Genomic DNA, 26,310 nt, shown 5'->3' on the forward strand with positions numbered 1-26,310 from the left:
GAGGTCGATGGGTGACACCGACCAGGTCAGCTCGTACGGGTGATCAGCTTGTGCGTCGACCGGTAAGGGCGTTCAGATCGATGATCAGGGGGAATGGTTCGTCCATGTGCACCGCGCCGGTGGCGCGGGGAGTGATCCGGTAGTCGCCGTCGTCGAGGGTGTAGATCGTGAGACCGACCGAGCCGACGTCGATGAGGTCGATCACCCAGTAGTGGGCGATGCGATTGGCGGCGTACTCGCCCGCCTTGATGGAGTAGTCGCGCACCGCGGACTCGCCGGATGAGGCGACCTCGATGGCTAGCGCGAGCTGGTCGCTGCGAATTCGGGCTTGCTCGTCGATCTCTTCAGGCCCGACGACTACATCCGGCACGCGCCGGGGCGACTTACCGCTGAGTTCAGCCTCGATTTTCGCGAATGCTTCCCATCCGCTCGGAAGCTGGCCGTTCAGTTGGACAAGCAAACGTTGGATCGCGCGACTGTGCGGTGGCGCTGGGCGAGCGTCCACGAGCAAGAGTCCGTTCTCGATCTCGTAGCGTTGGCTGGTGTCGGTCGGCAGAGCGTCGTACTCGGCGACGGTGATCGGTTGCCCGCGCGGGCTCGGCACCATCTCGACCGTCATCCTCAGCCTCCGCATGCCCGTCCACTGCGTCTTCGCGTCATTGTCGCACGTTGAGCCAGTCGGGTCGCGTGTGCCGTGGGTAGTGCGCACAAGGCGGGTGCTAGCTCGCGCGCTGTCATTTCGCATCCGATCGGGCGCAGCTGGAAGAGCGGTCAGCAGCGATTCGATGCCAACGACAACATCGAATCGCTTGCGGGTCGCCGGGCATCATGCCTACCCGAATGAATGTCGGTAGCCGACCGTTCGAGTCAGCTGCCGAAGCGTTCGGCGACCACTTCTTCCGTGAGGCCGTAGTCGGCGAGGGAGTAGTGGTGGGTGGGTTTGCGTGCACCGGTGCGGCTTTCGTTGTCGAGGGTGGTGATGGCGGTGCGGGCTTCGGGGGTGAGGGTGGTGTCGATGCGGGCGTAGATGGTGTCTACGACGCCCAGGGGGTCGGTGCGGAGGTCTTCGAAGTCGACGTCGATGAAGGTGGCTTCGGGGTGGCGGGTGCGGGCGGCGGTGAATTCACGGAGGCCGCGCGACCACAGGTCGAGTTGGGTGCGGCCGATGGTTTCGCCGGTGAAGACCGTGGACCAGCCTCGGGTGGCGTGTTCGTTGAGGCTGCAGACCGAGGGGATGATGGTGGCGGGATCGCGGTGGGTTTGGATGACGACGGCGTCGGGGTAGGTCGCCAGGAGTGCGTCGAGGCAGAACAGGTGGCTGGGGTTTTTGAGGACCCAGCGGCGAGTGTCGTTCATGCCGATGAGTTGCAGGTTGCGGCGGTGGCGGGCGTAGGCGGGGGTCCAGCCCTGGCCGGCCAGCCATTGCGAGTAGCCCGGTACGTAGGCGAGGCACTCGTAGGAATGCGACGTGCCCGACTGGCGCAGCAGTTGCCAGCATTCCTCCACGTCGGAAGCGCTCATGTAGTGCAGGCCCATGAATTCGGGGTTCTGCACCCGATGCTGTCGCAGGCCCGCGTCGATCTGCTGGTAGGCGGGGTTGTCGGCCCAGGTGTCGCGCGGTGGACGGGGCTGCGGGAAATCGGTCAGCCACATCTCCAAACCCTGGTTTGCGGGATCGGTGGCCAGCAATCGGTGCAGTGCGGTGGTGCCGGTTCGGGGCAGGCCCGTGACGAAAATCGGTTGGGTGACCGGTGTTTCGACGTAGCCGGGGTTCGCCGCCCACGCGGCTTCACTCAGCGCCCGGGCGACCAGCGTGCCCCGCAGGAAGAACCGCGACATCTTCGAGCCCAGCTCGGTGAGCCCGGCCTCGTCGCGATACGAGTCGAGCAGCACCTGCAACGCCTCGGTGTAGTCGTCGGGGCCGAAATCGGTGAGGCCGGTGAGTTTGGTGGCGGAGGCGTGCAGGTCGGCCACGGTGCCGACGTCGGTGCGCACAGTCATCGTCGAAAGCTCCTAGTTGTGGTATTCGCCGCAGTTGACGTCGAGGGTCTGACCGGTGATCGCCGAGGACCACCCGGACGCGAGAAACACGACAGCACGGGCGATTTCGTCGGGTTCGGGCAGGCGCTTCAGATCGGATTTCGACGCGGTCTGCTCATAGACCTGCTCGACGGTGATGCCGTATTTCTCGGCGACCTGGCCGAAGTACCACTTCAGCTGGTCGGTCCAGATATAGCCGGGCAGCACACTGTTGACCCGTACACCCTTGCCGCCGAGCTCGGTCGCCAAGGTCTGCGACATCGCCAGTAGTGCGGCCTTGGTCAGTTTGTAGCTGCCGTACCGGGGCTCGGAATGGCGCACGACCATCGAATTGATCATCACCACAGCGCCTTTGGACTCGGTGAGCGCGGGCGTGAACGCCTGCGTCATCCGCAGACCGCCGAGCACCGTCATATCGAAGCTCGACCGGATGTGGTCGAAGTCGGTGCGGTCGAGGGGTTTCATCGACGGCACCGAGAACGCGTTGTTCACGAGTGCGTCGACCCGCCCGAAGGTGTCGACTGTGCGCGCCACGAGATTATCGACAGCGGCCTCGTCGGTGATGTCGGTGGGCACGCTCAACGTGGCGCCCCCCGCGGCCTCGATTTCGCCGGCCACCTCGAGTAGACGGGATTCGGTGCGCGCCGCGAGCACGACCGTGGCCCCCGCCGCGGCCGCTTCCAGACAGATCGACCGGCCCAGACCCGGCCCGACTCCGGAAACAACGACAACTTTGCCGTCCAACAGTGCCCCGCTCATCCGAGCATCCTTTCGGCGAATGCCCGCTGCCGGGCCGAGATCCGGTCGCGCCAACCCGCGGCGTCGATCCGGTTGTGTTCGAAATGCGGAAGGTGTTGCGCGACTGCGTCGATCGGCACCACGGCGACGGTCGGGCCATCGGCCTCGGTCATCGGTCGATCGGTGCGCTGCCACCGGAACTGCAGGATGCCGCGTGTGCGACCGGTGGTCTCGATCCAGTTCGCGATACCCGGATCCTGCTTGCTCACCACCATCCGGATCATCCCGTCCGAATCCACCTGTGCCTGAGCGTGATTGAGGCTGGTCTGATGGTTGACGTAGTCCAGGGAGATGTACCAGAGACTGCCCAGCTGGAAACCCTGATACGGCGCATCGGATTTCGGGACGGTGATCACCAGCGCCTGATCGTCGGCGAGTTCGAAATGTCCGACCGAGGAGTACTGGGTGCTCAGCCCGCCGGGGGTGAGCCGAGGTGCGGTGAGGGTGTTCACCGGCAGATCGAGATAGAACCACTTCGGGAAGTTGAACCAGGTGTGCACCCGCGTGAGCAGCATTTTCGCCGCCGCGCCGTACCGTTTGCGCAGGCGCGCCAGGTCCGGTTCGACGGGTGCGGTGCCGATGGTGTCGACGCGTTCGATCCGGATCGAGCCCTTGCGCTCGGACCAGTCGCTGTAGACCTCCCGCACGGCCAGCATGGACGCGCCTTCCCCGAGCGGGAAGTAGTCCGGGCCTGCCTCGGGTTTCGCCGGCCCGAAGCGAAGGGAGAAGCTGCTGTCGGCGGCGATCGGAATGCGCCGGTCATCGAACGCGTCGGCACCACCGGGCACGTCCGTCGCGGTGTAATCACCTTTGAGCACTTGGAAACTCAGATCGACGGTGCTGCCACGTACCCCGCTCACCACATACTCGGCGCCGGGTTCGATATTGGCGTGGTAGTAGAGGGTGTCCGGGTTGTCGAGGCCCATCTTGGCGTACGGCCCGGTCGAGGACACGAAATAGGGATGCGACGTGCCGTGGGCGCCCGAAAGGCGCAGGCAGGCAGCGATACTGGCGGCGAGGTAGTCGTAGCCCTCGGCGAGGTCCTGGTCGCTACGGACGAATTCCGCACCGGCGATGAGTGTTTCGGCTTGCGCGACCGCGGCGAGAAATGGTGCAGTCAGTGGCGCCGGTGGCGAGCTGCTGGTACCGGCTTCGGTGGTGGTACTGGAATGGGTCAACGGTCTGCGATTCCTAGCTCTCGGAGAATGTGGGCAGCGATGTCGGAAGGGGACCCGAGGTCGGGCGTGATGACGAGGTCGGCGTGCTCGGGCCGTTCGTACGGCGAGCCGATCCCGGTGAAGCCGGGCAGTTCACCGGCGCGGGCCTTGGCGTAGAGGCCCTTCGGATCGCGGCGTTCGCATTCCGGCAGCGGGGTGTCGACGAAGATCTCGTGGAAGGGCAGTTCCTGGCCGGCATGGATGGTCCGGGCGTTGGCTCGCTGGGCGGCGAAAGGGCTGATCACCGACACGATGGCGACGGTGCCGGAGTCGGCGAACAGCGCGGCAGCTTCGGCGACTCGGCGAACGTTCTCGTCCCGGTCGGTGGGGGAGAAGCCGAGGCCGGCATTGAGACCGTGCCGCAGATTATCCCCGTCGAGCAGGTAGGCGGGGCGGTTGGCGGCGACCAGCTGGCGCTCCAGTTCGACCGCGATCGTCGACTTTCCCGAGCCGGACAGTCCGGTCAGCCAGATCGTGGCGCCGAGGTGGGCCCGCTCGGTGCGGTCCACTGCGGACCGATGCCACACGACGGACTGGCGTAATTGCACAATCGGGCTCGTTTCAGTCAGAATATTGACTGAAAGCGGCTCGATTGCGTGATTATGCCGGTCGATCTGTGCTCCGCCGGTCTCCCGGCCGGTCACCATCCCGGCGGCGACGGTCTGATCGGTCACCGGATCGATCAGGATGAAACTGCCTGTGCGCCGATTCTCCCGATACGGATCCGACAGCAAGGGATGACGGCTGTGTAAGCGAATGCGCGCAATGTCGTTGAGCGACAAGGACTCCACGTCCTCCACCCGGTGCAGCGTGTTCACGTCGAGGCGGTAGTCGATGGCCGTGACCTGCGCGGACGAGGTCTGCGCGGCGGTGCGCACCAGGTACTGCGCACCCTCGCGCAACTGCGAAGTCTCCGAGAACCAACACACCATCGCATCGAGGTCGACACCGATGTGGGGACGGTTACCCGGCCGGGCGAGCAGGTCACCGCGTCCGACATCGAGGTCGTCGTCCAGCGTCAGCGAGACCGCCATGCCGGTGAATGCCTCGTCGACCTTGGTTCCGCCCGGACCCCAGATCTCCCGGACGTGCGAGGACCGGCCGGCGGGCAGCACGACCACTTCGTCGCCGGGCTTGAAAATGCCGCCCGCGACAGTGCCCGCGTAACTGCGGTGGTCGAGTCCCCGGATGACGTATTGAATCGGCAACCGGGCATCGATCAGATTGCGGTCCGAGGCGATGTGCACGTCCTCGAGGTGGCGCAGCAACGGCGGCCCCGGATACCAGTCCATGTGCTCGGATCCGTCGACCACATTGTCGCCGAGCAGCGCCGAAACGGGCACGAAGCTCAGGTCGCCCACCGTCAATTTGGCCGCGAACGCGGCGAATTCGGTGCGGATCTCCTCGAAACGCTCCTGCGACCAGTCGACCAGGTCCATCTTGTTCACGCATACCACCAGGTGCGGCACGCCGAGCAGCGTCGCGAGGAACGCGTGCCTGCGGGTCTGCTCGGAAACGCCGGTGCGGGCGTCGACCAGGATAAGCGCGAGGTCCGCGGTGGACGCGCCGGTCACCATATTGCGGGTGTACTGGACGTGGCCCGGGGTGTCGGCGATGACGAATTTGCGGCGCGGCGTGGTCACGTAGCGGTAGGCGACATCGATGGTGATGCCCTGCTCGCGTTCGGCCCGCAGGCCATCGGTCACCAGCGCGAGATCCGCTGCGGCGCCGCCACGTTCGGTGCTGACACGTTCGATGGCGGCGAGTTGATCGTCGAACAGGGACTTGGAGTCGAAGAGCAATCGGCCGATGAGGGTGGACTTGCCGTCGTCGACGCTGCCCGCGGTCGCCAGTCGTAACAGGTTGCGGCGCATCAGAAATAGCCCTCTCGCTTGCGGTCTTCCATGCCGGTCTCGGAGATCCGGTCGTCGGCACGCGTGGCGCCGCGCTCGGTGAGCCGGGTCGCGGCGGTCTCGGCGATCACCTTCGCCGGGGTGTCGGCGGTGCTCTCGACACAGCCGGTGCAGGTGGCGTCGCCGACCGTGCGAAAACGCACCGTGGCTTCGAAGGTGCGTTCGCCCGGCGCCGGGGTGATGAATCGTGTTGCCGAGAGCAGCATTCCGTCGCGTTCGATGACCTGACGCCGGTGCGCGTAATACAGCGACGGCAGGTCGACGGCCTCGCGATCGATGTACTCCCAGATGTCGAGTTCGGTCCAGTTCGACAGCGGGAACACCCGGATGTGTTCGCCGGGCTGGTGGCGGCCGTTGTAGAGGTTCCAGACCTCGGGCCGCTGCGCCCGCGGGTCCCATTCGCCGAAACCGTTGCGGAAGCTGAACACTCGCTCCTTGGCGCGGGCCTTCTCCTCGTCCCGGCGCGCACCGCCGAACGCCGCGTCGAACCGGTGTTCGCCGATGGCGCGCAGCAAGGTGGTGGTCTGCAACGGGTTGCGGGTGCCGCCGGGGCGTTCTACCGCGCGGCCCGCGTCGATGTCGTCTTGGACCCGGGCGATCTCGAGGCGTGCACCGGTGCGCTGTGCCGTGCGATCACGGAACTCGATCACCTCGTCGAAATTGTGGCCGGTGTCCACGTGCAGCAGCGGAAACGGCAGCGGCGCGGGCCAGAACGCGCGGCGCGCCAGGTGCAGCAGAACGGCGGAATCCTTGCCGCCGGAGAAGAGCAGGGCCGGTCGCGCGAGAGTGGCCGCGACCTCCCGGAAGATGTGCACCGACTCGGCCTCCAAGGCCGCCAGATGCGATAACTCGTACCCCGCTTGCACTGCTCACCCACTTCGTTTCGCCGGGAATCCTCCCGACGGGTTGCGATGTCGAATATTCGACGCTATTGTTCGGTATTGTGACACCGACGATAAGCTGGGCCGAGCGCGCCGGTCAAGAGGTGACCCCGGATTCGATGGGCGATGCCGAAATCCCCGGCGCGGCATCACCGCCGACGCAGCGGGTGGTGAAGGTGCTCGAGCTGCTGTCGCGACATGCCACCGAACGCCTGTCGCTGGCGCGCATCGTGCGTGAAGCGGGACTGTCGCGCGCCACCGCGCATGCCGTGCTCGCCCAGCTCACCGCCGACGGTTGGACGGTGCGCGACGAGGACGGTTGCTACGGCATCGGACTGCGTCTGCTGACCGTCGCCCGGCGGGCCGAGGCCGCATTCCCGCTGCGCCGCACCGCGATCGCGCATCTGCGGGCGCTGTCCGAACAGGCCGATGTGCCGGTGTTCCTGGCCGAACGTGCCGGGGGCAGCATTGTGGTCACCGAGGTGGTCGGGCAGCCGTCGGCCGGCTGGATCCGTGCCGGGCGCCACCTTCCGCTCGCACCGCCCGTCTGTCGCGAATTCGTCGCCTGGGCGCCGGAATCCGCGCAGAAGGCGTGGCTCGCTGCCGCCGATCCGGCCCACCGGAAACGCCTCGCCCGCGTACTCGCCGAGATCCGCGCCCGCGGCTACTCCGTCGAGCGCCTGGTCGACGACTCGGCCCCGATGCTGGAAGTCATGGCGGGCCTGCGCGATTCACCGATCACCGCCGCACTGCGCGCCCAACTCAGCTCGGTGATCACCGAACTGATCACCATCGACTACCTCCCCGACGAACTCGGCCCCGACAACGCCGTCGTCACGCTGGCCGCCCCCATCCGCGACCGCAACGGCGCCGTCGTCGCCGCGGTCGTCAGCTGCCCCGATACTCGCCTGTCCACTCGGGCTTTGGGAGAACTGGGGCGGGCAACAGTCGCTGCGGCGGACCGAATCACCGTCGGCGAACCGGCGGAGTGACATCCGTTTTGGGGCGGAGCGGATCACCGCCGATGGGCTGGGGGATTGGCGTCCGTTGGGGCGGGCCGAGTCACCGTTAGTGGATTGGGGGTGACTTCCGCTGTGGCGAACCGAATTGCCGTCGGCGAACGGGAGAGTGAGGTCTCGGTCCTGCCGGCACCGGCTCCGCTGCGGGGAGCGAGTCACCGTCGGCGGGCTGGGGAGTGGCGTCGGACGTGGCGCTCGGGGGCGGAGTTGCGCTCGGGGCCCGGCGTCTCACTGACAAAGGTGGCGGGCGACTGGGCGGAGTGTGTCGGCCGCTGTCCGAAAGGGCGGCACCGCCAGGGGCTCGTGTCCGTCTGCGGGGTGTTCTCGAACACCTATCGCACCGAACAGGTTTCGATCGCATGTTTTCGAGTACTCGACAGCGGCTCCTGACCATTACGCTGACGGGTGGATCTGACCGAACGCGGCCCGTGCTCGACGGTCGCGGCGTCAGAGGGCGAGGAAGGACTACGGACGTGGCAAACGACGCCGATCGGTGGTGGGAGGCACCCGGAATGTCGGGCGCCGCCCCTGAACCCGCCGATCAACCTCCCGCCGACCCCACCCTCCTGCGGCAGCCCAACGACCCGGCGGCCCGACCACAGGACGGCGCGCCGCCCACCCCGGAGTCGCCGCCGACCCCACCCGGCAGCGGCCAACATCCGATCGCGCCGCCGACCGTCTTCGCGCAACCCGCCGACCAACAGCCGCCCTGGCAACCACCACCGGCCCAGCCCTACAGCGGACAGCACCCGCCCGCGGACCCGACCGTTTTCGGTCAGCAGCCGGTCGGGCCGCCCGGGACCGGGCAGCAGTGGCAGCATCCGGGACCGGGTCAGCCCGGTAGCGGGCAGCATCCATATGCGCCGCCGGCGGGTGGACAGCCGTGGATCGGGCAGCAACCGTATGGGCAGTCGCCGACGGGGCAGGGCCAGTACCCGGCGCAGCCGGGGGTCGGCCAGCAGCCGTACGGGCAGCAGGTCGGACCGGGCCAGCAACCATTCGGCGGGCAACCGGCATACGGCCAGCCTCAGTACGGCTATTCCGGCGCGCCGCAGCAGTATTCGCCGCCTCGTAAAGGTGGCAAAGGCGCGATCATCGCGGTGGTCGCCGTGGTCGTGGTGCTGGCGGTCGGCGTGGCAGTCGCGCTGGCCTTCGCGGGCGGCTCCTCCGACGAAACCTCGGCCGCGCCGAGTTCGACAGCCATCACGACGACAAAAGCCGCTCCGCTGTCGGGCACCAGCACCGCGCCGATCGCCCCTGGCTCGAAAGGCGTGTTGATCCCGACCTATCGCGTCGCCTACGACGTGCCGACCGCCTGGACGATCCACGCCGCAACAGATCCGCTGGAGATCACCAACAACTTCGCCACGATCGACGGGCGCGGCCAGGCCACCGAGGGCCAAGCCTACTGCGCGGGCTCGGCCTATCGTGCGATGGCCGCGGTCACCTCGACTACCGAGAAGGATCTGGCGGCGGCCGCCACCACCATCGCGAAAAGCTCTGCTGAGGGCGGCTATTCGGACCCGACCGGCGGCAAGGTCACGGCGGCGACATCGATGAAAACCCAGAGCGGCATCGAGGGTCAGTTCGTGGAATCCTCGGGTCCGTGGGCCCCGGCGGTCCCTGGCTGCACCGCGAACGCGTACTCCATCTACACCTTCGGCTTCCGCAATGCCGCGGGCACCGTCCTGGTGCTGACCATCCTCGTCGACCGCAACGCTACCGGCGAACTCACCGCGGACCAGGCCAAGAAGATGATCAACAGCCTGCGCCTGGTCTAGCGGCGGCGAACCCCGCGCCGTCGGTGTTCGTAGACTCGACTCATGACGGCCGCATCGAATTCGACCGACCTCCCGGCGAGTCTGGTGGAGATGACCGCCGAACACGTGCGCGCGGTGGTGCTCAGCGGTGCCTTGGCGCCGGGGGAGCGGGTCGGCGAGGAAGCGCTGTGCGCGCAGTTGGGTATCAGTCGCGCGCCGGTGCGGGAAGCGTTGCGCCGCTTGGCCGAACAGGGCCTGGTCGAACATCTGCCGCGCCGCGGGTATCGCGTGGTGGTGTGGTCGGCGCACGACATCGTGCAGCTGTTCGAAGTGCGGCGGGCCCTCGAACAGCACGCGCTGTCCGTCGCGCTCCCGAGCGAGGATCTACGTCTGGGGCGCGTACGCACCGCCCTCGCGGAGCTCACCGCCACCGACCGGCGCAAGGACTGGGTCGCCCGCGACGACGCACATCGCCGCTTCCACGCCGAAATCGTCGCGCTGGCGGGCAATCGGCAGCTGGACCTGGTGTACGAGCAGGTCCTCGTGAAACTGCAGCTCGCGATGGCACGCAATCTGCGTGAGGAAACCGAGGTGGGCGCCCGTCGGGAAGGGGTGCGCAGGCATCAGGAGCTGCTCGCCGCGCTGGAGACCAACGACCCGCTCCGGGCGGAGACCGCGCTCCGCCGCCACGGCGAGCAAACATACTTGAAACTCGGTATCTCCTAACGCATCCGAAACACACGGAGCCCACCGCCGTCACGCATTCTGTCGACAATCGACAACATGACAGGCTCTACGGTCACGGAGATTCTCGCCCAGCATCAAGGCACAGGCTCCCCGACCAGAACCGCGGCGCGGGTGGCCGACGCGATCGCCGCGCGCGGCGACGACGGCACCTGGATCACCCCGGTACCCCGTGCTGAATTACTCACCGCCGCAGCGGCTATCGAACGGATGCCGGGCGCACGGACGCTGCCGCTGTACGGCGTGCCGTTCGGGGTGAAGGACAGTATCGACGTCGCCGGCTACCCGACAACGCTGGCCTGCCCCGACTACGCCTACCTCGCCACCCGCACCGCGCCGGCCGTGCAGCGGCTGCTCGACGCGGGTGCGCTGTTCGTCGGCAAGACCAATCTCGACCAGTTCGCGACCGGCCTCAACGGCACCCGCACCCCATACCCGGTGCCGCGCAGCGTCTTCGGCGGCGACCTGATCTCCGGCGGTTCGAGTTCCGGATCGGCGCTCGCGGTCGCACTCGGCCAGGTGCCGTTCTGTGTGGCCACCGACACCGCGGGTTCGGGCCGGGTGCCCGCCGCGCTCAACGGCATCGTCGGCTGGAAGCCCTCGCGCGGCCTGATCAGCACCGTCGGGCTCGTGCCCGCGTGCAAATCGCTGGACTGCCTCACCCTCATGGCGAGCACCGTCGAGGACCTGGACCTGGTCGCCGATGTGATCATGGCGATCGATCACGAGGACCCGTGGACCAGAGCCAGGGGAGCGCGATTCCCCGGCGGTCCGATCCGCCTCGGACTACCGGCGCCGGACGAACTCCAGTTCTTCGGTGACGACGCCATGCGCGCGGCACATCTCGGCGCGCGGGACAGGCTGCCCGGCAAGGGATTCAGCTGCGTCGACACGACACTCACACCGTTTCTGGCGGCGGGCGCGCTGCTCTATCAAGGCCCGTGGGTGGCGGAACGCCTGGTCGAATTCGAGGAGTTCCTGACCGAGAAGCCGGACTCGATCCTGCCCGTGATCAGGGAAATCCTCGACAGTGGACGGCAATTCAGCGCGGTGGACGTGTTCCGCGCCCAGCAACGATTGCAGGAACTGCGTGCCGAGGTGGCCCGGATGTGGGACGAGGTCGACGTGGTCGTGGTGCCGACCATCGGCACTACCTTCACGGTGCCAGAGGTGCTGGCCGACCCCATCGCGACCAACACCGTGCTCGGCCACTACACCCACTTCGGCAACCTCCTTGACCTGACCGCGATCGCGGTCCCCGCGGGCACCACCCGCGACGGCAGGCCGGTCTCGCTCATGGTTTTCGGCCCGGCACTGGCCGACGACGTCGTTCTCGCCGCCGCCGCATGGCTCCTGGACGAACCGCGCACCGCGGCACTGCCCCACCACCTCGGCCCGGTATCTCTCCAGGAGCGACGATGACCGAAATCCCTGCCACCCCAGGCCCGTTCACCTTCGACCCCACCACGACCGCGCTCGTCATCATCGACATGCAGCGAGACTTCCTGCTGCCCGGCGGCTTCGGCGAAAGCCTCGGCAACGACGTGGCGCTGCTGCGCACGGTCATCGAACCCCTCGCCGCCTTGCTCGCGTCCGCCAGAGCGGCGGGCATGACGGTGATCCACACCCGAGAAGGCCACCTGCCCGATCTCTCCGACTGCCCACCGGCGAAACTGCTGCGCGGCAACCCCTCTCAGCGCATCGGTGACCCAGGCCGCTTCGGACGCATCCTGATCCGCGGTGAGTACGGTCACGACATCATCGACGAACTGGCACCGGTCGCCGGTGAGACCGTCATCGACAAGCCGGGCAAGGGCGCCTTCTACGGGACCGAACTCGCCACTGTGCTGCAGCAGAATTCGATCACCTCCCTGTTCGTCACCGGTGTCACCACCGAGGTCTGCGTGCACACCACCGTCCGCGAGGCCAATGATCGCGGCTACGAATGCCTCGTCGTCGCGGACTGCGTCGGCTCGTACTTTCCCGAATTCCAGCGCGTCGGACTGGCGATGATCGCGGCCCAGGGCGCGATCTTCGGTTGGGTGGCCGACTCCGCGGATGTCATCGCCGCACTCGGCACCACCGTCACGGCCTAGCGAACAGGATCCACCATGTCCGTCGACACCTCGAAAGAGACCACCACTCCGGAACAACCTGCGCCACTGGCACTTCCGTGGTGGACCAGGGGAGATACCAACGCCTTCTTCGGGCTGGCGTTCAACATCCTGGTCAACGTCCTCACTCTGACCACCCTCACCATCGCCGTGGTGAAGATCCCCAGTACCGATGTCCTCGGCACGGTGCTGCCCGCCCTCGGCATCGCCCTCGTACTCGGCAACCTCTACTACATGGTGCTGGCGCGGCGCCTGGCCCGCCGCGAAGGACGCTCCGATGTCACCGCGCTGCCCTACGGGCCGAGCGTGCCGCACATGTTCATCGTGGTGTTCGTGGTGATGTTGCCGATCTACCTGGCGACCGGAGATCCGTTGCGGGCATGGGCAGCCGGTCTGGCCTGGGCCTTCATGATCGGCGTGATCGTGATGATCGGCGCCTTCGTCGGCCCCTACATCCGCAAGGTCACCCCGCGGGCCGCGATGCTCGGCACGCTGGCCGGTATCTCGATCACCTTCATCGCCATGCGCCCCGCCGCGCAGATGTGGGAGGTCGCCTGGATCGGGCTGCCGGTGCTGGCCATCATCCTGATCGGCTTCTTCACCGACATCAAACTGCCGGGCAATATCCCGGTCGGCTTGGTCGCGCTGCTGGTCGGCACGGCGATCGGCTGGATCGGCGGGTACATGTCGGCGCCCGACGTCGCCCAGGCAGCGCACGACATCGCGCTCGGATTGCCGGATCTGCGCCTCGGCCTGCTCTTCGACGGGCTGAGCAACCTCGCCCCGCTGCTGGCCACCGCCATCCCGCTGGGCATCTACAACTTCACCGAAGCCATGAGCAATGTGGAAAGCGCCGCGGCAGCGGGCGACAACTACAACCTGCGCAGCGTGCTGCTGGCCGACGGCTTCGGCGCGGTGATCGGTGCGGGCTTCGGCTCACCGTTCCCGCCCGCGGTCTACATCGGCCACCCCGGATGGAAGGACGCGGGCGGGCGCACCGGCTACTCGCTCGCCAGCGGTCTGACCATCGGAATCATGTGTCTGCTCGGTCTTTTCGGCATTCTCGCGACGCTGCTGCCGATACCGGCGATCGTCCCGATCCTGCTCTATATCGGCCTGCTGATCGGTGCGCAAGCGTTTCAGGCGGTGCCGCGCATCCACGCGGTCGCGGTCGTGGCCGCCCTGCTGCCCAACCTGGCGGAGTGGGCCGTCACCCAGATCGACAACGCGCTGTCCGCGGCGGGGACCTCGGCGACGAAGGTCGGGTCCGACGCTCTCGGGCAGGCGGGTGTGGTCTATGACGGGCTGAAGGTGTTCGGGTCCGGTGCGGTGCTTGCCGGTCTGGTGCTCGGCGCGATCGTCACGTTCGTTCTCGACAAACGATTCAGGGCGGCGGGCGCGGCGGCGCTCATCGGTGCGGGACTGAGCTGGATCGGACTGATCCACGCGCACGCGGTGGAATGGGCTGCCGCGCCCGGTGTGGCACTGGGGTACTTGTTCTTCGCGTTGGTCTGTCTGGCCTACTCGGTGCTACCTGCGACGCGTGCCGACGAGACCGCCGTAGAAGCCAGCTGACCTCGGTAGCTGGAGAGTAGGAAATCGCGGTGCCGACATGCCTGCTGGGCGTGTCGGCACGCGCGTCGATGTACGAACAGCCGGATGAGGTGGTGGAATCAGCGCGTGCGTGTATCGAGTGGAATCGCAGCCTGTGTCACGGTCGTGGCGCTGGCGTTGCCCGTAGGCCCGGCGGCGGGCGCGGTGCAGGACACCGCCTGCGGATCGACCTTGTCGCAGACCGACATCGCCGAACTCGCGCGGTTGTCCGACACGTCGGCGATCGACGGCGCCGACAGCCTGGACCGGCTCGAGGACGCGGTGGCGCGCCATCATCGAATCACCGAGATCCTCGTTGAGCACCGTGACCTCCGCGGGCTGTTCGCGATCGGGCTCGACGGCGTCGAATACGCCGCGGTGATGCCGATGCAGCGCGACCCCGCCGCTTTCGTCGACCGTGAGTACGCCCACGCGATCAGCCTCGACCTGCTGCGTCGATTCCTCGACAACCTGCATGCCGAGTTCACCGGCGGCATCGCAGAACCCCAATGGGCGCATTACTTTTCGCTCGCCAAGGACTGCGGGGCATCCCGTGCTCGCACGGCCATGGCCGGTTACAACGCACATCTGACCGTCGACCTGACGTATGCGGTGGCGGCGGTCGGTAGCAAGCCCGAGAACGCACCGGACTATTTCAAGATCGTGGCGGGTATCGCCTCGGTCGGCGACGTCATCATCGATCGAACGAAGGCGGCCTACGGCGCCGATCTCGGCCCGCTGTGGCGGTTCTACTTCGTCGGCGAGGGACTCGACCAGCTGTTCGGCGCCGGAGTCGCCACCGAACAGATGCTCATCGCCGCCGACCTCGGCGCGAACACGGTGATCTTCACCAATGGTCTCGCCCTGCAGGACCCAGCCCTCGCGCCCGCTATCCGCACCGAGATCTCGGCGTTGTGGCAGGCGGGCGATCTGGCCTTCGAGGCACTGGCCCGCATCAACGCACTCTGATCGTCAGGATTGGTCGAACCGGAACTCGGCCGCGAGCGAGTCACGACGGATGTCGTCGAGCGCGAGAAGCTGGTGGATCCAGGTCGGCTCCGAAACGGGGTTGCGGATCAGCGTGCGAACCGTGATGGCCGCGACCACGGCTGTCGCCAGTGATTGCCCACGGCCACTCGCCGACCTGGTCGATCCGTCCGCGGCTCGAGTGAGCGCGACCCAGCGGTCACTGCTCCCCGGCATGTGGGCGGGCGCGCGCGACTGCAGGGCGGGCGCCCAGGTGAGAGCGGCGAGACCGAGAGTCGCGAGCCGGGAGTCGAGGCGAAGGTAGGTGCGCACCGGAACGCCGAATTCGCGGGTGAGGCGATGCTGATCGGCGAAGTCGGCGCGCACGGCGGGAAACGGTCGATAACCGGCCGCCTCGGGTAGTGAAAAGCTCTGTCGCCCGGTGAAATTGCGAATGCTCGTGCCGTCCGCGTCGGGAAACCGCTGACCGAGAAGTCGGTAGGTCCACGCGGTCGCGGCGGGGCCGTGGGTTTCGCCGGAGCCGAGGCCGATCATGATGTCGACAGGGCCGCGGTGCTGCTCGAGCGCGTCGACGGCGAGCAGGGTCGTCAGTCCGGGCGCCAACCCGACACCGAGCACCGCGGGCCGGTCGATGTCCTCGAGGGACCGCACATAGTCCGATGTGGCCGAGATATCGACGAAGGTGATCCCACGCTCAGCGCAGGTCCTGGCCAGCTGAACATCCTCCGCGCCTACACAATTCACCACCACGGAAGTCTCGGCCAGGGCGGCGTCGACACTGGCGCCGTCACTTACATCGACCACCCGGTCCGCCCGGGCCGCGTCACGCCCGGCCGCTTCCGCTGGGATCCCCTCGGCGCGCAGCAATCGCACCAGATGCGCACCGACCGTGCCGTATCCGCCCAGAACCAGTACCGCCATCGCAGGCCTCCCCGTCGTCAGCAGCGATGTTACGTGTCCGGGAGACGAAACAGCTCCGGCTCGCGGTGGGTAACCACAAGGCCGGGGCCATCTTTCGTCGAATCAGCCAGCGGTCTTCTCCGAACTGCGGATCTCGACGATCGGCAGCATCAGCGCGGCAGGCGCACCGGCGGGCACGACCGGCTGGTTCGGGCGGACCGGGGAGATCTTGGTGTAACCGGCGCTCTGCTCGGGACGGGTATCGACCTCGCCCTTGTTCGGCCAGTACGCGGCCGCACGCTCGGCCTGGGCGGTGATGGTGAGCGACGGGTTGACGCCGAGGTTGGCCGACACGGCGGCGCCGTCGACGACGCTGAGCGTCGGGTAGCCGTACACGCGGTGGTAGGCGTCGATCACGCCCTGCTCGCGGTCGGCGCCGATCGCCGCACCGCCGAGGAAGTGCGCGGTCATCGGCACATTGAACACATCACCCCAGGTGCCGCCGGCGACGCCGCCGATCTTGTCGGCGACCCGTCGTGTCACATCGTTGCCCGCGGGGATCCAGGTCGGATTCGGTTGGCCGTGGCCCTGTTTGGAGGTCAGCTTGCGTCCGCCGAACAGTCCGCGCTTGGTGTAGGTGGTGATCGAATTGTCGAGGTGCTGCATCACCAGGGAGATGATGGTGCGCTCGCTCCAGTTCTTCGTGCTCATGAACCGCAGGAAGGTCAGCGGATTGGTGAGCACAAGCCCGAGGAACCGCAGCCAGCGCGGCCATCGACCGCCACCGTCGACCATGAGCGTCTGCAGCATGCCCATCGAGTTGGAGCCCTTGCCGTAGCGGACCGGCTCGACGTGGGTATCGGGCGTGGGGTGGATCGACGAGGTGATCGCGACACCCTTGGTGAAGTCCTGATCCGGGCCGAGCGTCCTGGTCGCCGCGCCGACGATCGACTCGGAGTTGGTGCGGGTGAGCAGGCCGAGCTTGTCCGACAGGTTCGGCAGCGCTCCCTCGTCGCGCATCGAGTGCAGCAGCTTCTGGGTGCCGAGAGTGCCCGCCGCGAGCACCACATGCTTGGCGGTCAGGGTCTTGGGCGCCTTGCGCACCCAGGCGCCTGTGCGCTCGGTGGTCACATCCCATGTGCCGTCGGGCAGCGGCCGCAGCGACGACACAGTGGTCATCGGAATGACCTGCACCCCAGCCTTTTCCGCGAGGTAGAGGTAGTTCTTCACCAGGGTGTTCTTGGCGCCGAACTTGCAGCCGACCATGCAGTCGCCACATTCCACACAGCCGGTGCGCTCGGGACCGGCACCACCGAAGTACGGGTCGGCCTCGGTCTCGCCCGGGGTTCCGAAGAACACGCCGACGGGAGTCTGTACGAAGGTCTCGCCCACGCCCATGTCCTCGGCGACGGCTTTGAAGATCTCGTCGGCCGGTGTCATGTGGGGATTTGTCACCACACCGAGCATCTTCTTCGCTTGCTCGTAATAAGGGGTCAGTTCGGTGCGCCAGTCGGTGATCTCGCGCCACTGCGGATCCTGGAAGAACGGCTCCGGCGGCACGTACAGGGTGTTGGCGTAGTTCAGTGAGCCACCGCCGACACCGGCGCCGCCCAGGATCAGGACGTCGCGCAGCGGGTGGATGCGCTGGATGCCGTAGCAGCCGAGCTTGGGTGCCCACACGAATTTGCGCAGGTCCCAGCTGGTTTTGGGGAGCTCGTCATCGGCGAAGCGGCGACCGGCTTCGATGACGCCGACCTTGTAGCCCTTCTCCACCAGGCGCAGTGCGGTGACACTGCCACCGAAGCCTGAGCCGACGATCAGAACGTCGAAATCGGTGGTGCGCTCGGGCATGGGGGAGCTCCTCGATCGGTGTCGACAGTGACGCGGGTAACGCTAATGGCGACAGCCAGAGCTGTCAAAGTAGGTTCACGGCTCGACCTATGCTGGTCCGGTGGCCCGATACACCCGAGCGGAACTCGCCGACGTCAGCGGCGTGGCGTCGCGCACCATCCGCTACTACCACTCACTCGGCGTCCTGCCGAAACCCAGCCGCGCGGGCAAGGAAGTCGTCTACTCCGACGAGCACCTGGACCGGTTGCGCGACATCGTCGCGATGCAGGCCCGCGGGCTGCGACTGGAGGCCATCCGCGAGGTCTTCGACACCGAACCGCAGGCCGGTGATTGGCGCGCGCTGTTCGATCCGCGCGCGAGCCAGGCCGTGGAACGCTCGTCCTTCATCGACGACGCCGAACTCGTCGTGCTGCTGGGCGACCGCGGCGCCGACGTGCTCGCCGAACTCGTGTCGGCCGGGTATCTGGCCCGCCGTGGTGATCGCTGGTTCATCGAGGACCACTCGATGTTCAAGGCCGCGCTCGTCCTCTACGACGTCGGCATCGACGTCACGCTCAGCGGGGTGCTGCGGACCATGATCCAATCGCGCATCGCCGTGCTCGCCGACGAACTGGTGCACACCGTGCGCGACGCCGCAGGCACCGGCTACGGCGGCGAGGGCGTGGGAGTGGACCTGAGCCGCTTCCGCGACCGATTGCTCGCCATGGCCTGGGAGGTCGGCGGCGCCACCCTCGCCGCGGAGGTCGAACGGGCCGCCGCCGAAGAAGACACAGCGGCCCACCGTGCGCCTGCTCGCGCCGCGAGTGGACGATGATCGGACCATGAGCTCCGACCGACCCGGTCCGCGCGCCCTCGCTCGCGCGCAGACGATCGCCGACATCAAACGTATCGGCCGCGAGCACCTCGCCACCCAGGGCGCCGCGGCTTTGTCGCTACGCGCTGTCGCGCGCGACCTGGGTGTCGTGTCCTCGGCGGTGTATCGGTATGTCCGCAGTCGCGACGAGCTGCTGACCCTGCTGGTGGTCGACGGCTACAACGCACTCGGCGACGCCGTCGACGCGGCACTGCTCGACGCACCGGAAGATCCCGCGACCCGTTTCCGGGTGACCGCGCGAGCCATCCGTGCATGGGCCATGGAAGAGCCCGCCTGGTACGGCTTGCTCTTCGGCACGCCCGTCCCCGGCTATGCCGCGCCCGCCGCCGACACCGAGGCGCCGGGCGTCCGGGTGATCGCGACTCTGCTCGGCATCGTCGACAGCGCTTACCGTCAGGGCCTGCTCAGCGGCCCGACGACCGGCCCGGCAATTACTCCGCGGACGGCGGCCGACTTCGCGACGATCCGCGAGCAGTTCGGGCTCGCCGCTCCCGATCGGGTGATCGCGGCCGCCCTCACCGCCTGGACCACGCTGTTCGGCGCCGTGAACTTCGACGTGTTCGATATGTACGGCCGCGACACCTTCGCTGATCGCGCCGAGATCTTCGACCTGAACATCGATCAGCTACTGCATCTGCTCGGCTTCGTCGTGCCGTGCCCGGATGGTGTGGACCGGTCGGTACGGTAGCGATCTGAAGAGTTCCCGCGGTATGTGGGGAGAGGAATGCGTGAACGGCGACGCGGGTGTGTCGCCAAACGAAGGAGAGTGCGGCGAGTGAATTCCCGCGAGGAGATCTTGCGCCGGGTCCGTGACGGGCTGCTCGACCTGCCCGAGGACGAGCGCCGGGTACCTATGCGCCGGTCGACGGGTAGGCACGCGCTCGTGGACCCGGCCGAGCGGGCCGAGGTGCTCGCCAGGTTCGTCGAACGGGTACGCGAGCACGGCTCGGTGGTGCGCACCGTCGACGTCGCCGGTCTGCCGGCCGCGGTCGCCGACGTGCTCTACGGCATGAGTGTGCAGACAGTGCTCGCCGCGGTCGAACCCGGCCCGGCGTGGCTGGATCACTGGGCGGGCGCGCCCGGCCACCTGGTTGTCCACAGCGGTTCGGACTCGGCGGAATCCGGCGACGCGGTGGTGCGTGATGCGGTCGCAGGCGACGCGTCGACCGGGTCGCTGGCCCTCGATGTCGACGGTGGACCCGACGTCTCCGAGCCGATTCCCCAGGTGTGCGTCGTGCGTGCCGACCGCATCTACGCCGCGCTCCCGGAAGCCCTGGACCACCTCGACCAACGCCGCCCCTTGATCTGGCTCGGTGGCCCCGGCGACGTCGATCTGGCTCGTCAGTTGGTGGTTCTGCTCGTCGAATAGGCGATCGTTCGGGCCGATGGTTTTCGGTGTGGAGTTTTATCGCGTCAGGATTGCGTGGGACCGGCAGTCTCAGTTATTCTTGAGTCACGGTGTGACGGCGCTAACAGTGCCGGGTACATCGTCACGCGCAACCCGAGGAGGCACCGATGACGCTGACTGAATCGAGCCGTGGCGGACTCATCACCGAGGAGTACCGAGAGGCATTGGCAACCCTGTCGCAGGGGTCTGTCGACCGTCATTTCGATCCCTACCTCGATATCGACTGGGATTCGCCCGAGCTCGCCCTTGACCCGAACGACGTGCGGTGGGTTCTCTCACCGAATGTCGACCCCCTTGGCGCTACGCAGTGGTACCGCGACCAACCCCTCGAACGGCGTATCGAGATCGGCAAGTGGCGCACCGCCAACGCGATCAAGGTCGGTGCCGCCTTCGAGAGCGTGCTGATCCGCGGAATGATGCAATACATCATGAAGCTGCCGAACGGCTCGCCCGAGTTCCGGTACTGCTTGCACGAGATGACCGAAGAGTGCAACCACATCCAGATGTTCCAGGAACTGGTCAACCGCATCGACGTCGACGTGCCGGGCATGCGGCCGCTGTTCCGGGCACTCTCGCCACTGATCGGGGTTGCGGGCGGCTACGCCCACGTCATCCTGTTCATCGGCATCCTCGGCGGCGAGGAACCGATCGATCACTACCAGAAGGCAATGATCCGCGAGGGTGCGTCGCTCCCGCCGATGGTGTTGCGCACCATGCAGATCCACATCGCCGAGGAGGCGCGCCACATCTCCTTCGCGGGGGATTTCCTCACCGCCCACATCGGCCGGATGGGCAAGTTCAATCGTGGTGTCTGCTCGGTGGCGTTCCCGATCGCGATGCGCTGGCTCGCCAACGAGATCATGGCGCCGCCGCGGTCGTTCGAGCGCGAGTTCGACATTCCGCGCGAGGTCATCGAGCAGGCCTTCTGGAAGTCGGATCATTCCCAGGAGATCCTGGCCGGTTACTTCGGCGACATGCGCAAGCTGGCCACCGACCTCGGTCTGATGAACCCCACCGCGAAGTGGCTGTGGCGGAAATTCGGCATCGACGGGCCCGTGTCGCGTTACCGCAGCGAGCCCGAACGGAGCGCGCGCCGCGTCGCCTGAGTGAGCGCGGTTCAGGCGCCGGCGAGCAGCTGCGTGATGATATCGGTCAGCTGCTGGTCGGGGTCGAGGTTCAGGCCGTGGCGGCGGGCGACACCGTCGACCACGTGCCAGGCGTAGGAGGCGACCTCCTCGATCAGCTGATCCCTGGACAACGCCGGGCTCGGGTCGTTGGCCCACCGGGTGACGGTGGCCTCGGTCATCGACACGATGGCGAAAGTCATCGTGTCTGCCGAGGCCTCGTCGGTGACGCCGATGACCCCGGCAAGGCCGGTGACCAGCGCCCTGGTCGACCCCGCGATGGTGGTGATGAGCGCGCTCATCGCATCGATATCGGGGTCGGCCTCCGACGGGCCGGTCCGCAGGAAATCACGTAATCGGGGGTGGTCCTGGATCCAGGTCACGACGCCACCGATCGTGCGCACCAGGATCTGGTGGATCGAACCCTCGGCGATGTCGAGCGCGTCTTCGATGTCGGCGACGAAGCGGTCGGCGATCTCGGTCCTGACCCGGCGATCCAGCTCGTCACGGCCCGCGAACTGCCGGTAGATCACCGATTTCGCCAGACCGGCGTGTTCGGCGATCTGCACGATCGGAACCTCGACACCGGCGGGCGCCTGCTCGATCAACTCGACCGCGGCCAGCACGATCCGCTCGCGGCGGCTGTCGTTGTGCGGCTGCCACCGGGCCTGCCTGCCGCTCACGGCGTTGGAGGGGCGTGACGCTGTGCTGGACACCCGCCCGAGTGTAGAGCAATCGACGATGCTTCAAACCGCTACCGAGGCACTGATACCGGATCAGTGCAACTGGCGAGTCCGTCGACGAGCGAACACGGAGCCACGGGGCGCGTCGGCCGGTAGTCGGGGGCGACGCCGCCGGCTTCGGTGATCGCCCGGTAGGCCGCGACCGCGTCGGTGGGTGTGCGGGTGAGCGTCGGGTCCGTCAGCACATCTACGGTGTACAAGCCGAAACGTGGTGTGTAGGAGCCCCATTCGTAGTTGTCGGTGAGGCTCCAATAGTTGTAACCCATCAGCGGGATACCGTCGGCGACCGCACGCTGCAGCCAATAGACGGTGTCGCGCAGCGAATCCGCTCGGGTGTAGCCGTCGGCGCGGGGGCGCCCGTTCTCGGTGGGCATGCCGTTCTCGACGATGTAGAGCGGTCGGCCGGGGAACTTTCGCGCGTAGTGGTCGAGCGCGTAGTAGATACCTTCGGGCTGTAGCGGAAGCGTCCATAGTTTGTCGGGATCGGGGAGTTGGAGCTGGGTGGGGGACAGGCCGTAGTAGTAGTCGATGCCGATGTAGTCCAGGCGTGCCGAGATCCGATCGAGCAGTGGTCCGCTGATCGCATCGTCGACGCCGGGGATGTAGGCGACATTGCTGCTCACCTGCGCGCCGGAGTGCACGGCATGGATGTAGTCGTAGATGCTGTTGTGCGCCTGGGCGATTCGTTCACCCATGGTGAGGACGTCCGCGGCGCCGATCCCGCCGTGGCGCAGCTCGTTGACCAGATAGAACGTCGGCTCGTTGAACGTCACCCACAGCGGGTCGGCCCCGGCGAAACGGTCGACGACGAGACGAGCGTTGGACAGCCAGTTCGCGACGATCGCCGGATCGCGCCACCCACCGCGGTCAGCCGCCCAGCCCGGATATACCCAGTGATCGAGGGTCAGCATCGGCCGCATGCCGGCCTCGGTGATGGCGCTGACGACATCGTCGTAGAACGCGAGCGCCGCCTCGTCCCACACGCCCGGTTGCGGTTGCACCCGCGCCCACTCGATGCCGATGCGATACACGCGCACACCGAGTTTCGCGGCAAGGGCGATGTCGGCGCGGTAGCGGTTGCGGAAGTCGACCGAGTTCAGATACGGGTCGGCGGTGGAACCGGATTCGGCATAGCGACGCCAATTGCTGTCCGGCGCATCCCCTTCGGCTTGAAAGCCGGAAGCAGCCACGCCCCAGAGGAATTCGGGCCCGAGAGGTGCCAAGTGGGTTGGCGCCGGTGGCCTGGCGAGGGCAGGGGAGGGGCTGGTCGCGAGCAGGGCAGCGGCGGCCAGAGCGACCGTAGCGAGGAAGCGGCGACCGCTGGGGGAGGGCATGGCGCTCCTGGCAGCTAGGGGAGGAGGGGGGTGAGATCAGTGTGCGATATCGCGGTGGTTGTGCGGGGGAATTGGAACGGAGCGGCGGACATTGGAAGCAGTCACCATTACTACATGTGGTTATGTAGATATGCGCATCTAAATATGTATTCACCCTCGGTCCGCATCCACATCACAGCTCTCGACATGTGCCAACCGAACAAGCACTCACCAGCACAGACAGGGGAGGGGTTCCGCTCTGGCGCGAGGTCGATGGCTACGGCGCGGTCGATCGAGTGAGTTCCCTCTCAGCGCCCGGTCGTGAGTGGGCGAATCCGGTTCGCTCGAGCCAGGATTCGGGAATGGTTCGGAATCCCTCGCAGCGCCTCGCGCGCCTGATCGCCGTGCAGTCATGGGCGATGCATGGTGCAGGCGTCGTGCTGCCTGCCGAGCGCCTGCTGCGCAGACTCACGGGTGGACGGCGCGGGGTTCTCGATCTGGCCGGGTTGCCGTCGATCGAGATCACGGTGGTCGGGCGCAAGTCCGGCCAGCCGCGTACCACCTCGCTGCTGTGTGTCCCCGACGGTGACGGCTTCTTTCTCGTCGCCTCGAACTGGGGTAAACCTCAGCATCCGGCTTGGTCGGCGAACCTCCGTGCGGCGAGCACCGCATCAGCCCGTTTCAACGGCAGCTCCGCCTTCCCGGTAACCGTCGCCGAGATCACCGGTGTCGACCGCAAGCCCGTGTGGGACCAGGTCGTCGAGTTCTGGCCCGGCTACGAAATGGAATACAAGCTCGCCGCCGGTCGCGAGTTCCGAATCTTCCGCCTCGACCGCATCGCCTGATCTACAGACCGAGTTTGGTGACCGCGTTGTCTTCGAGTGGGTTCGCGGTGCGGATGTAGCCGTGGACGGTGCGCGGGTTGGCCCAGCGGCCTTGGCGCATGATCTCGCGGTCGCTGGCGCCGCCGAGTGCGGCCTGGGTGGCGAAACCGGCGCGCAGGGAGTGCCCGGAGAACAGGTCGCGGTCGAGGCCGGCACGTGCGGCATAGCGCTTGACGAGTTCGGCCACCGCTCGGCCGGACAGCGCCGTGGCGCCGATCGATCCGTGCCGGTTGATCGTGGGGAACAGCGGGCGGTCCTCGTCGGTACCGAGCGGAGTTCCGGTGAAGCCGTGGCAGCGGTGGATCGTGGTGTCGGTGGCGAGGTTGTTCGTGGTCCAGGATCGCGCGCCCGCGTCGCCGGAGTCGGCGTGGACTTCCAGAAGCCGGACCCAGTCGGCGAATGCGCAGACCGGGCAGGTGCGTGGGTGTTTGCCGCGGGGCAGGGCGATGCGTTGCTCGGCGACGCCGGTGGGGTCGGTCTTGGTCGTCGGCAGGTGCACGATGAGCAGCGGTTCGCCGGTGGCGTGGTCGGTGCGCACGTGCACGTCACTGATCCGCAGGCCCGCGAGTTCGCTGCGCCGCAGCGCGCCGGCGAAACCGACCAGCAGTGCCAGTCCGTCTCGGCGGCGCGCGGGTTCGGTGGGCCACTCGGGTGCGGGGAGTTCTGCGAGGAGTTGGTCGAGGGTGTGCAGCAGGACCGGGCGTTTACGGGTCGGTGGGGTGCGCCGGGTGCGCCGGATACCGCGCAGGGTGAGCCGGACGACGTCGGAGCGGGTCGGCGAGGGGAGACCGTTGGCGGCGTGGACGGCGGCGATGGCGGCGGACTTGCGATCCAGGGTGGCCGGGCTGAATGCCCATGCGCCGCTTTCCCGTCGGGCGTCGGCGGAGGCGGCCAAGTACACCGCAACGTCGAGCGGGTCCGCGGGCAGCGCCTGCCGCTGCTCGACCGCGCACCAGCCTGCCCAGGCGATCCAGTCTGTTCGATAGGCGCGCAGGGTGTTCGCCGACTGGGACGCTTCGAGGTAGCGGCGCAACGCGGCTGCCTGGTTGTCGTCGAAGCGTTCGCGGACCAGTCGCAGGGCCGCGGTGTCGACGAGGACGCTGCGCACCCCACGGCGCAGTTCGGTGCGGACCTGTTCGGGAAGCACGACCGATGCGTCGCTCAAGTTCGCCACTCCTCGTGTGAATCGCCGCTGCCGCCGTTCATTGCCCGGCGTCGCAGCTTAATTCACCGGAGTGATGTCACGGCATCTCTTCGAGTTCGGCGAGCTGGGTGTGGATGTAGGCGGCGAGCCGATGCCGGGCCGCTCCGGTGAGGAAGCTGGTGTCGCCGAGGCGTGGGAAGTGGTCGTCGGCCTCTTCGGTCGGTGCCGCGGTGGCGTCGACGGTTTCACTGACCAGTTCGAGACGCGCCGGATGTTGCTGGGGGAGAGGAACATTCGGTTCGTACGGCTCTGAGGGTGCTGCTCCGGTACGTACCATGGTCGAAGCCTAACGTTTTGATTACGGCGGTTGCCAACATGACACGGCAAGTAGTGATAACCGCCACGTTTTGTTCGAAATAGTTCACGACGCCGGGTCTGGGCCATGATGGAGCGATGCGAGTGGACATCGCCGACGCGGAGATCCGGTTTCTCGCGTATCCTTTCGCGGGCGCGTCGGTCCACCCCGATGGAGCGATCGCGGTGTCCGAGATCGCCTGTGCCGACCCCTCCGCGATCCCGCCCCAGCTGCGCTCCGTCACCGGCGAGACATTGTTCGTCCTCGCCGCGGACAGACCCGCACTCGACGAATTCTGCCGCCGCAACGGGATCGAAGTGCGTGCCGATCCTGATATCTGGGGCGACCTGCTCGAGCCGTTTCTCGACACCTCCTTCGGCCCCGAACATCAGCGCCGAACCGAGACACGCTTGCGTCGAGCAGGGTTGTCGCCGGAGGAGATCGTCGAGATCCGTGGGCGTGTGGAGCGGGCGATGATGTCGTACAACTTCGACAGCATGCTGTGGGATTGGACCTATCTGGGCCTGTACGACCTGCTGTCCGCGGCGAACGGTGTCCTCGCTCGCCCTGCGGCACGGGCGACGTTGGGGGATCCCGCGCAGTTCTATCACTGGGCGATGCGGATCGCCGCGCGTACCGGCGAATAGT

Annotated in this window: 25 protein-coding genes; 13 read left to right on the plus strand and 12 right to left on the minus strand. The window is 67.2% G+C overall.

Annotated features, from left to right (window positions below):
• Nucleotides 1-43 precede the first annotated feature (43 nt).
• From ACFW6D_RS00130 to cysD, 6 genes are all read right to left on the minus strand, one after another.
• The gene (locus tag ACFW6D_RS00130; protein WP_379323129.1) at nt 44-619 is read right to left on the minus strand and encodes a Uma2 family endonuclease; all 576 of its coding nucleotides are present in this window, start codon (nt 617-619) and stop codon (nt 44-46) included.
• Between the two features lie 248 nt (nt 620-867).
• Entirely contained in the window at nt 868-2,001 is a 1,134-nt protein-coding gene (locus ACFW6D_RS00135; RefSeq protein WP_379323131.1) for a sulfotransferase family protein, read from the minus strand.
• A gap of 12 nt (nt 2,002-2,013) precedes the next feature.
• Nucleotides 2,014-2,799 carry an SDR family oxidoreductase gene (locus ACFW6D_RS00140; protein WP_379323133.1) on the minus strand — a complete coding sequence of 262 codons (786 nt, stop codon included), beginning with the start codon at nt 2,797-2,799 and terminating at the stop codon, nt 2,014-2,016.
• Entirely contained in the window at nt 2,796-4,016 is a 1,221-nt protein-coding gene (locus ACFW6D_RS00145; protein WP_379323135.1) for a hypothetical protein, read from the minus strand. Before ACFW6D_RS00145 ends, ACFW6D_RS00140 begins: the two co-directional genes overlap by 4 nt.
• Nucleotides 4,013-5,929: an adenylyl-sulfate kinase gene (gene cysC / locus ACFW6D_RS00150; RefSeq protein ID WP_379323137.1), complete on the minus strand. Its 1,917-nt coding sequence runs from the start codon at nt 5,927-5,929 to the stop codon at nt 4,013-4,015. The genes ACFW6D_RS00145 and cysC overlap by 4 nt, the downstream gene beginning before the upstream one ends.
• A complete protein-coding gene (cysD, locus tag ACFW6D_RS00155) occupies nt 5,929-6,834 on the minus strand; it encodes a sulfate adenylyltransferase subunit CysD (RefSeq protein ID WP_379323139.1) in 906 nt (301 codons plus the stop codon). Before cysD ends, cysC begins: the two co-directional genes overlap by 1 nt.
• A 77-nt stretch (nt 6,835-6,911) precedes the next feature.
• Here cysD and ACFW6D_RS00160 point away from each other — a divergent pair, with 77 nt between their 5' ends.
• From ACFW6D_RS00160 to ACFW6D_RS00190, 7 genes are all read left to right on the plus strand, one after another.
• A complete protein-coding gene (locus ACFW6D_RS00160) occupies nt 6,912-7,841 on the plus strand; it encodes an IclR family transcriptional regulator (protein ID WP_379323141.1) in 930 nt (309 codons plus the stop codon).
• A 500-nt stretch (nt 7,842-8,341) separates the two neighbouring features.
• Nucleotides 8,342-9,649 carry a hypothetical protein gene (locus ACFW6D_RS00165; protein ID WP_379323143.1) on the plus strand — a complete coding sequence of 436 codons (1,308 nt, stop codon included), beginning with the start codon at nt 8,342-8,344 and terminating at the stop codon, nt 9,647-9,649.
• Between the two features lie 42 nt (nt 9,650-9,691).
• On the plus strand, nt 9,692-10,354 hold the full coding sequence (locus ACFW6D_RS00170; protein WP_379323145.1) for a GntR family transcriptional regulator: 663 nt from the start codon (nt 9,692-9,694) through the stop codon (nt 10,352-10,354).
• Between the two features lie 57 nt (nt 10,355-10,411).
• The gene (locus ACFW6D_RS00175) at nt 10,412-11,794 is read left to right on the plus strand and encodes an allophanate hydrolase (RefSeq protein ID WP_379323147.1); all 1,383 of its coding nucleotides are present in this window, start codon (nt 10,412-10,414) and stop codon (nt 11,792-11,794) included.
• Nucleotides 11,791-12,468, plus strand: a complete 678-nt coding sequence (locus ACFW6D_RS00180) for a cysteine hydrolase family protein (RefSeq protein ID WP_379323149.1) — start codon at nt 11,791-11,793, stop codon at nt 12,466-12,468. Before ACFW6D_RS00175 ends, ACFW6D_RS00180 begins: the two co-directional genes overlap by 4 nt.
• A 15-nt stretch (nt 12,469-12,483) precedes the next feature.
• Nucleotides 12,484-14,061 carry a regulator gene (locus tag ACFW6D_RS00185; protein WP_379323151.1) on the plus strand — a complete coding sequence of 526 codons (1,578 nt, stop codon included), beginning with the start codon at nt 12,484-12,486 and terminating at the stop codon, nt 14,059-14,061.
• Nucleotides 14,062-14,166: 105 nt separating this feature from the next.
• Complete coding sequence (locus ACFW6D_RS00190; RefSeq protein ID WP_379323153.1) at nt 14,167-15,048, plus strand: DUF5995 family protein; 882 nt, start codon at nt 14,167-14,169, stop codon at nt 15,046-15,048.
• A 3-nt stretch (nt 15,049-15,051) separates the two neighbouring features.
• On the opposite strand, the gene ACFW6D_RS00195 is transcribed toward ACFW6D_RS00190, so the two are convergent.
• Nucleotides 15,052-15,987: an NAD-dependent epimerase/dehydratase family protein gene (locus ACFW6D_RS00195; RefSeq protein WP_379323155.1), complete on the minus strand. Its 936-nt coding sequence runs from the start codon at nt 15,985-15,987 to the stop codon at nt 15,052-15,054.
• A 102-nt stretch (nt 15,988-16,089) separates the two neighbouring features.
• Nucleotides 16,090-17,817, minus strand: coding sequence for a GMC oxidoreductase (locus ACFW6D_RS00200; RefSeq protein WP_379323157.1), 1,728 nt, complete (start codon nt 17,815-17,817; stop codon nt 16,090-16,092).
• Nucleotides 17,818-17,917: 100 nt separating this feature from the next.
• Here ACFW6D_RS00200 and ACFW6D_RS00205 point away from each other — a divergent pair, with 100 nt between their 5' ends.
• The 4 genes from ACFW6D_RS00205 to ACFW6D_RS00220 all read left to right on the plus strand — a co-directional run bounded on the left by ACFW6D_RS00205 (nt 17,918) and on the right by ACFW6D_RS00220 (nt 21,205).
• Entirely contained in the window at nt 17,918-18,631 is a 714-nt protein-coding gene (locus ACFW6D_RS00205; RefSeq protein WP_379323159.1) for a MerR family transcriptional regulator, read from the plus strand.
• Nucleotides 18,632-18,638: 7 nt separating this feature from the next.
• The gene (locus ACFW6D_RS00210) at nt 18,639-19,379 is read left to right on the plus strand and encodes a TetR/AcrR family transcriptional regulator (protein ID WP_379323161.1); all 741 of its coding nucleotides are present in this window, start codon (nt 18,639-18,641) and stop codon (nt 19,377-19,379) included.
• A gap of 87 nt (nt 19,380-19,466) precedes the next feature.
• Complete coding sequence (locus ACFW6D_RS00215; protein WP_379323163.1) at nt 19,467-20,060, plus strand: hypothetical protein; 594 nt, start codon at nt 19,467-19,469, stop codon at nt 20,058-20,060.
• Nucleotides 20,061-20,206: 146 nt separating this feature from the next.
• Nucleotides 20,207-21,205: a diiron oxygenase gene (locus ACFW6D_RS00220; protein ID WP_379323165.1), complete on the plus strand. Its 999-nt coding sequence runs from the start codon at nt 20,207-20,209 to the stop codon at nt 21,203-21,205.
• A gap of 11 nt (nt 21,206-21,216) precedes the next feature.
• Here the strand turns inward: ACFW6D_RS00220 and ACFW6D_RS00225 are convergent, their stop codons facing one another.
• Together ACFW6D_RS00225 and ACFW6D_RS00230 are read right to left on the minus strand one after the other, a co-directional pair.
• Nucleotides 21,217-21,939 carry a TetR/AcrR family transcriptional regulator gene (locus ACFW6D_RS00225; RefSeq protein ID WP_379323167.1) on the minus strand — a complete coding sequence of 241 codons (723 nt, stop codon included), beginning with the start codon at nt 21,937-21,939 and terminating at the stop codon, nt 21,217-21,219.
• 38 nt (nt 21,940-21,977) lie between these two features.
• Complete coding sequence (locus ACFW6D_RS00230; RefSeq protein ID WP_379323168.1) at nt 21,978-23,300, minus strand: family 1 glycosylhydrolase; 1,323 nt, start codon at nt 23,298-23,300, stop codon at nt 21,978-21,980.
• Nucleotides 23,301-23,641: 341 nt separating this feature from the next.
• On the opposite strand from ACFW6D_RS00230, the gene ACFW6D_RS00235 reads away from it, so the two are divergent.
• On the plus strand, nt 23,642-24,124 hold the full coding sequence (locus tag ACFW6D_RS00235) for a nitroreductase family deazaflavin-dependent oxidoreductase (protein ID WP_379323170.1): 483 nt from the start codon (nt 23,642-23,644) through the stop codon (nt 24,122-24,124).
• A 1-nt stretch (nt 24,125) separates the two neighbouring features.
• Here ACFW6D_RS00235 and ACFW6D_RS00240 read toward each other — a convergent pair whose 3' ends face one another.
• A complete protein-coding gene (locus ACFW6D_RS00240) occupies nt 24,126-25,328 on the minus strand; it encodes a site-specific integrase (RefSeq protein ID WP_379323172.1) in 1,203 nt (400 codons plus the stop codon).
• 76 nt (nt 25,329-25,404) lie between these two features.
• Entirely contained in the window at nt 25,405-25,644 is a 240-nt protein-coding gene (locus ACFW6D_RS00245) for a hypothetical protein (protein ID WP_379323174.1), read from the minus strand.
• Nucleotides 25,645-25,760: 116 nt separating this feature from the next.
• Between ACFW6D_RS00245 and ACFW6D_RS00250 the strand changes: the two genes are divergently transcribed.
• Complete coding sequence (locus ACFW6D_RS00250; protein ID WP_379323176.1) at nt 25,761-26,309, plus strand: hypothetical protein; 549 nt, start codon at nt 25,761-25,763, stop codon at nt 26,307-26,309.
• The last annotated feature ends 1 nt before the right edge of the window (nt 26,310 follow it).

The sequence above is a fragment of the Nocardia sp. NPDC058705 genome (genome assembly GCF_042749305.1).
GTDB lineage: Bacteria > Actinomycetota > Actinomycetes > Mycobacteriales > Mycobacteriaceae > Nocardia.

What these genes read in the sequence shown, in the direction of transcription:
- ACFW6D_RS00130 (WP_379323129.1), bottom strand. Translation starts at nt 619, where the DNA reads ATGACGGTCGAGATGGTGCCGAGCCCGCGCGGGCAACCGATCACCGTC.
- ACFW6D_RS00135 (WP_379323131.1), bottom strand. Translation starts at nt 2,001, where the DNA reads ATGACTGTGCGCACCGACGTCGGCACCGTGGCCGACCTGCACGCCTCC.
- ACFW6D_RS00140 (WP_379323133.1), bottom strand. Translation starts at nt 2,799, where the DNA reads ATGAGCGGGGCACTGTTGGACGGCAAAGTTGTCGTTGTTTCCGGAGTC.
- cysC (WP_379323137.1), bottom strand. Translation starts at nt 5,929, where the DNA reads ATGCGCCGCAACCTGTTACGACTGGCGACCGCGGGCAGCGTCGACGAC.
- ACFW6D_RS00170 (WP_379323145.1), top strand. Translation starts at nt 9,692, where the DNA reads ATGACGGCCGCATCGAATTCGACCGACCTCCCGGCGAGTCTGGTGGAG.
- ACFW6D_RS00175 (WP_379323147.1), top strand. Translation starts at nt 10,412, where the DNA reads ATGACAGGCTCTACGGTCACGGAGATTCTCGCCCAGCATCAAGGCACA.
- ACFW6D_RS00180 (WP_379323149.1), top strand. Translation starts at nt 11,791, where the DNA reads ATGACCGAAATCCCTGCCACCCCAGGCCCGTTCACCTTCGACCCCACC.
- ACFW6D_RS00185 (WP_379323151.1), top strand. Translation starts at nt 12,484, where the DNA reads ATGTCCGTCGACACCTCGAAAGAGACCACCACTCCGGAACAACCTGCG.
- ACFW6D_RS00195 (WP_379323155.1), bottom strand. Translation starts at nt 15,987, where the DNA reads ATGGCGGTACTGGTTCTGGGCGGATACGGCACGGTCGGTGCGCATCTG.
- ACFW6D_RS00200 (WP_379323157.1), bottom strand. Translation starts at nt 17,817, where the DNA reads ATGCCCGAGCGCACCACCGATTTCGACGTTCTGATCGTCGGCTCAGGC.
- ACFW6D_RS00210 (WP_379323161.1), top strand. Translation starts at nt 18,639, where the DNA reads ATGAGCTCCGACCGACCCGGTCCGCGCGCCCTCGCTCGCGCGCAGACG.
- ACFW6D_RS00220 (WP_379323165.1), top strand. Translation starts at nt 20,207, where the DNA reads ATGACGCTGACTGAATCGAGCCGTGGCGGACTCATCACCGAGGAGTAC.
- ACFW6D_RS00230 (WP_379323168.1), bottom strand. Translation starts at nt 23,300, where the DNA reads ATGCCCTCCCCCAGCGGTCGCCGCTTCCTCGCTACGGTCGCTCTGGCC.
- ACFW6D_RS00235 (WP_379323170.1), top strand. Translation starts at nt 23,642, where the DNA reads ATGGTTCGGAATCCCTCGCAGCGCCTCGCGCGCCTGATCGCCGTGCAG.
- ACFW6D_RS00245 (WP_379323174.1), bottom strand. Translation starts at nt 25,644, where the DNA reads ATGGTACGTACCGGAGCAGCACCCTCAGAGCCGTACGAACCGAATGTT.
- ACFW6D_RS00250 (WP_379323176.1), top strand. Translation starts at nt 25,761, where the DNA reads ATGCGAGTGGACATCGCCGACGCGGAGATCCGGTTTCTCGCGTATCCT.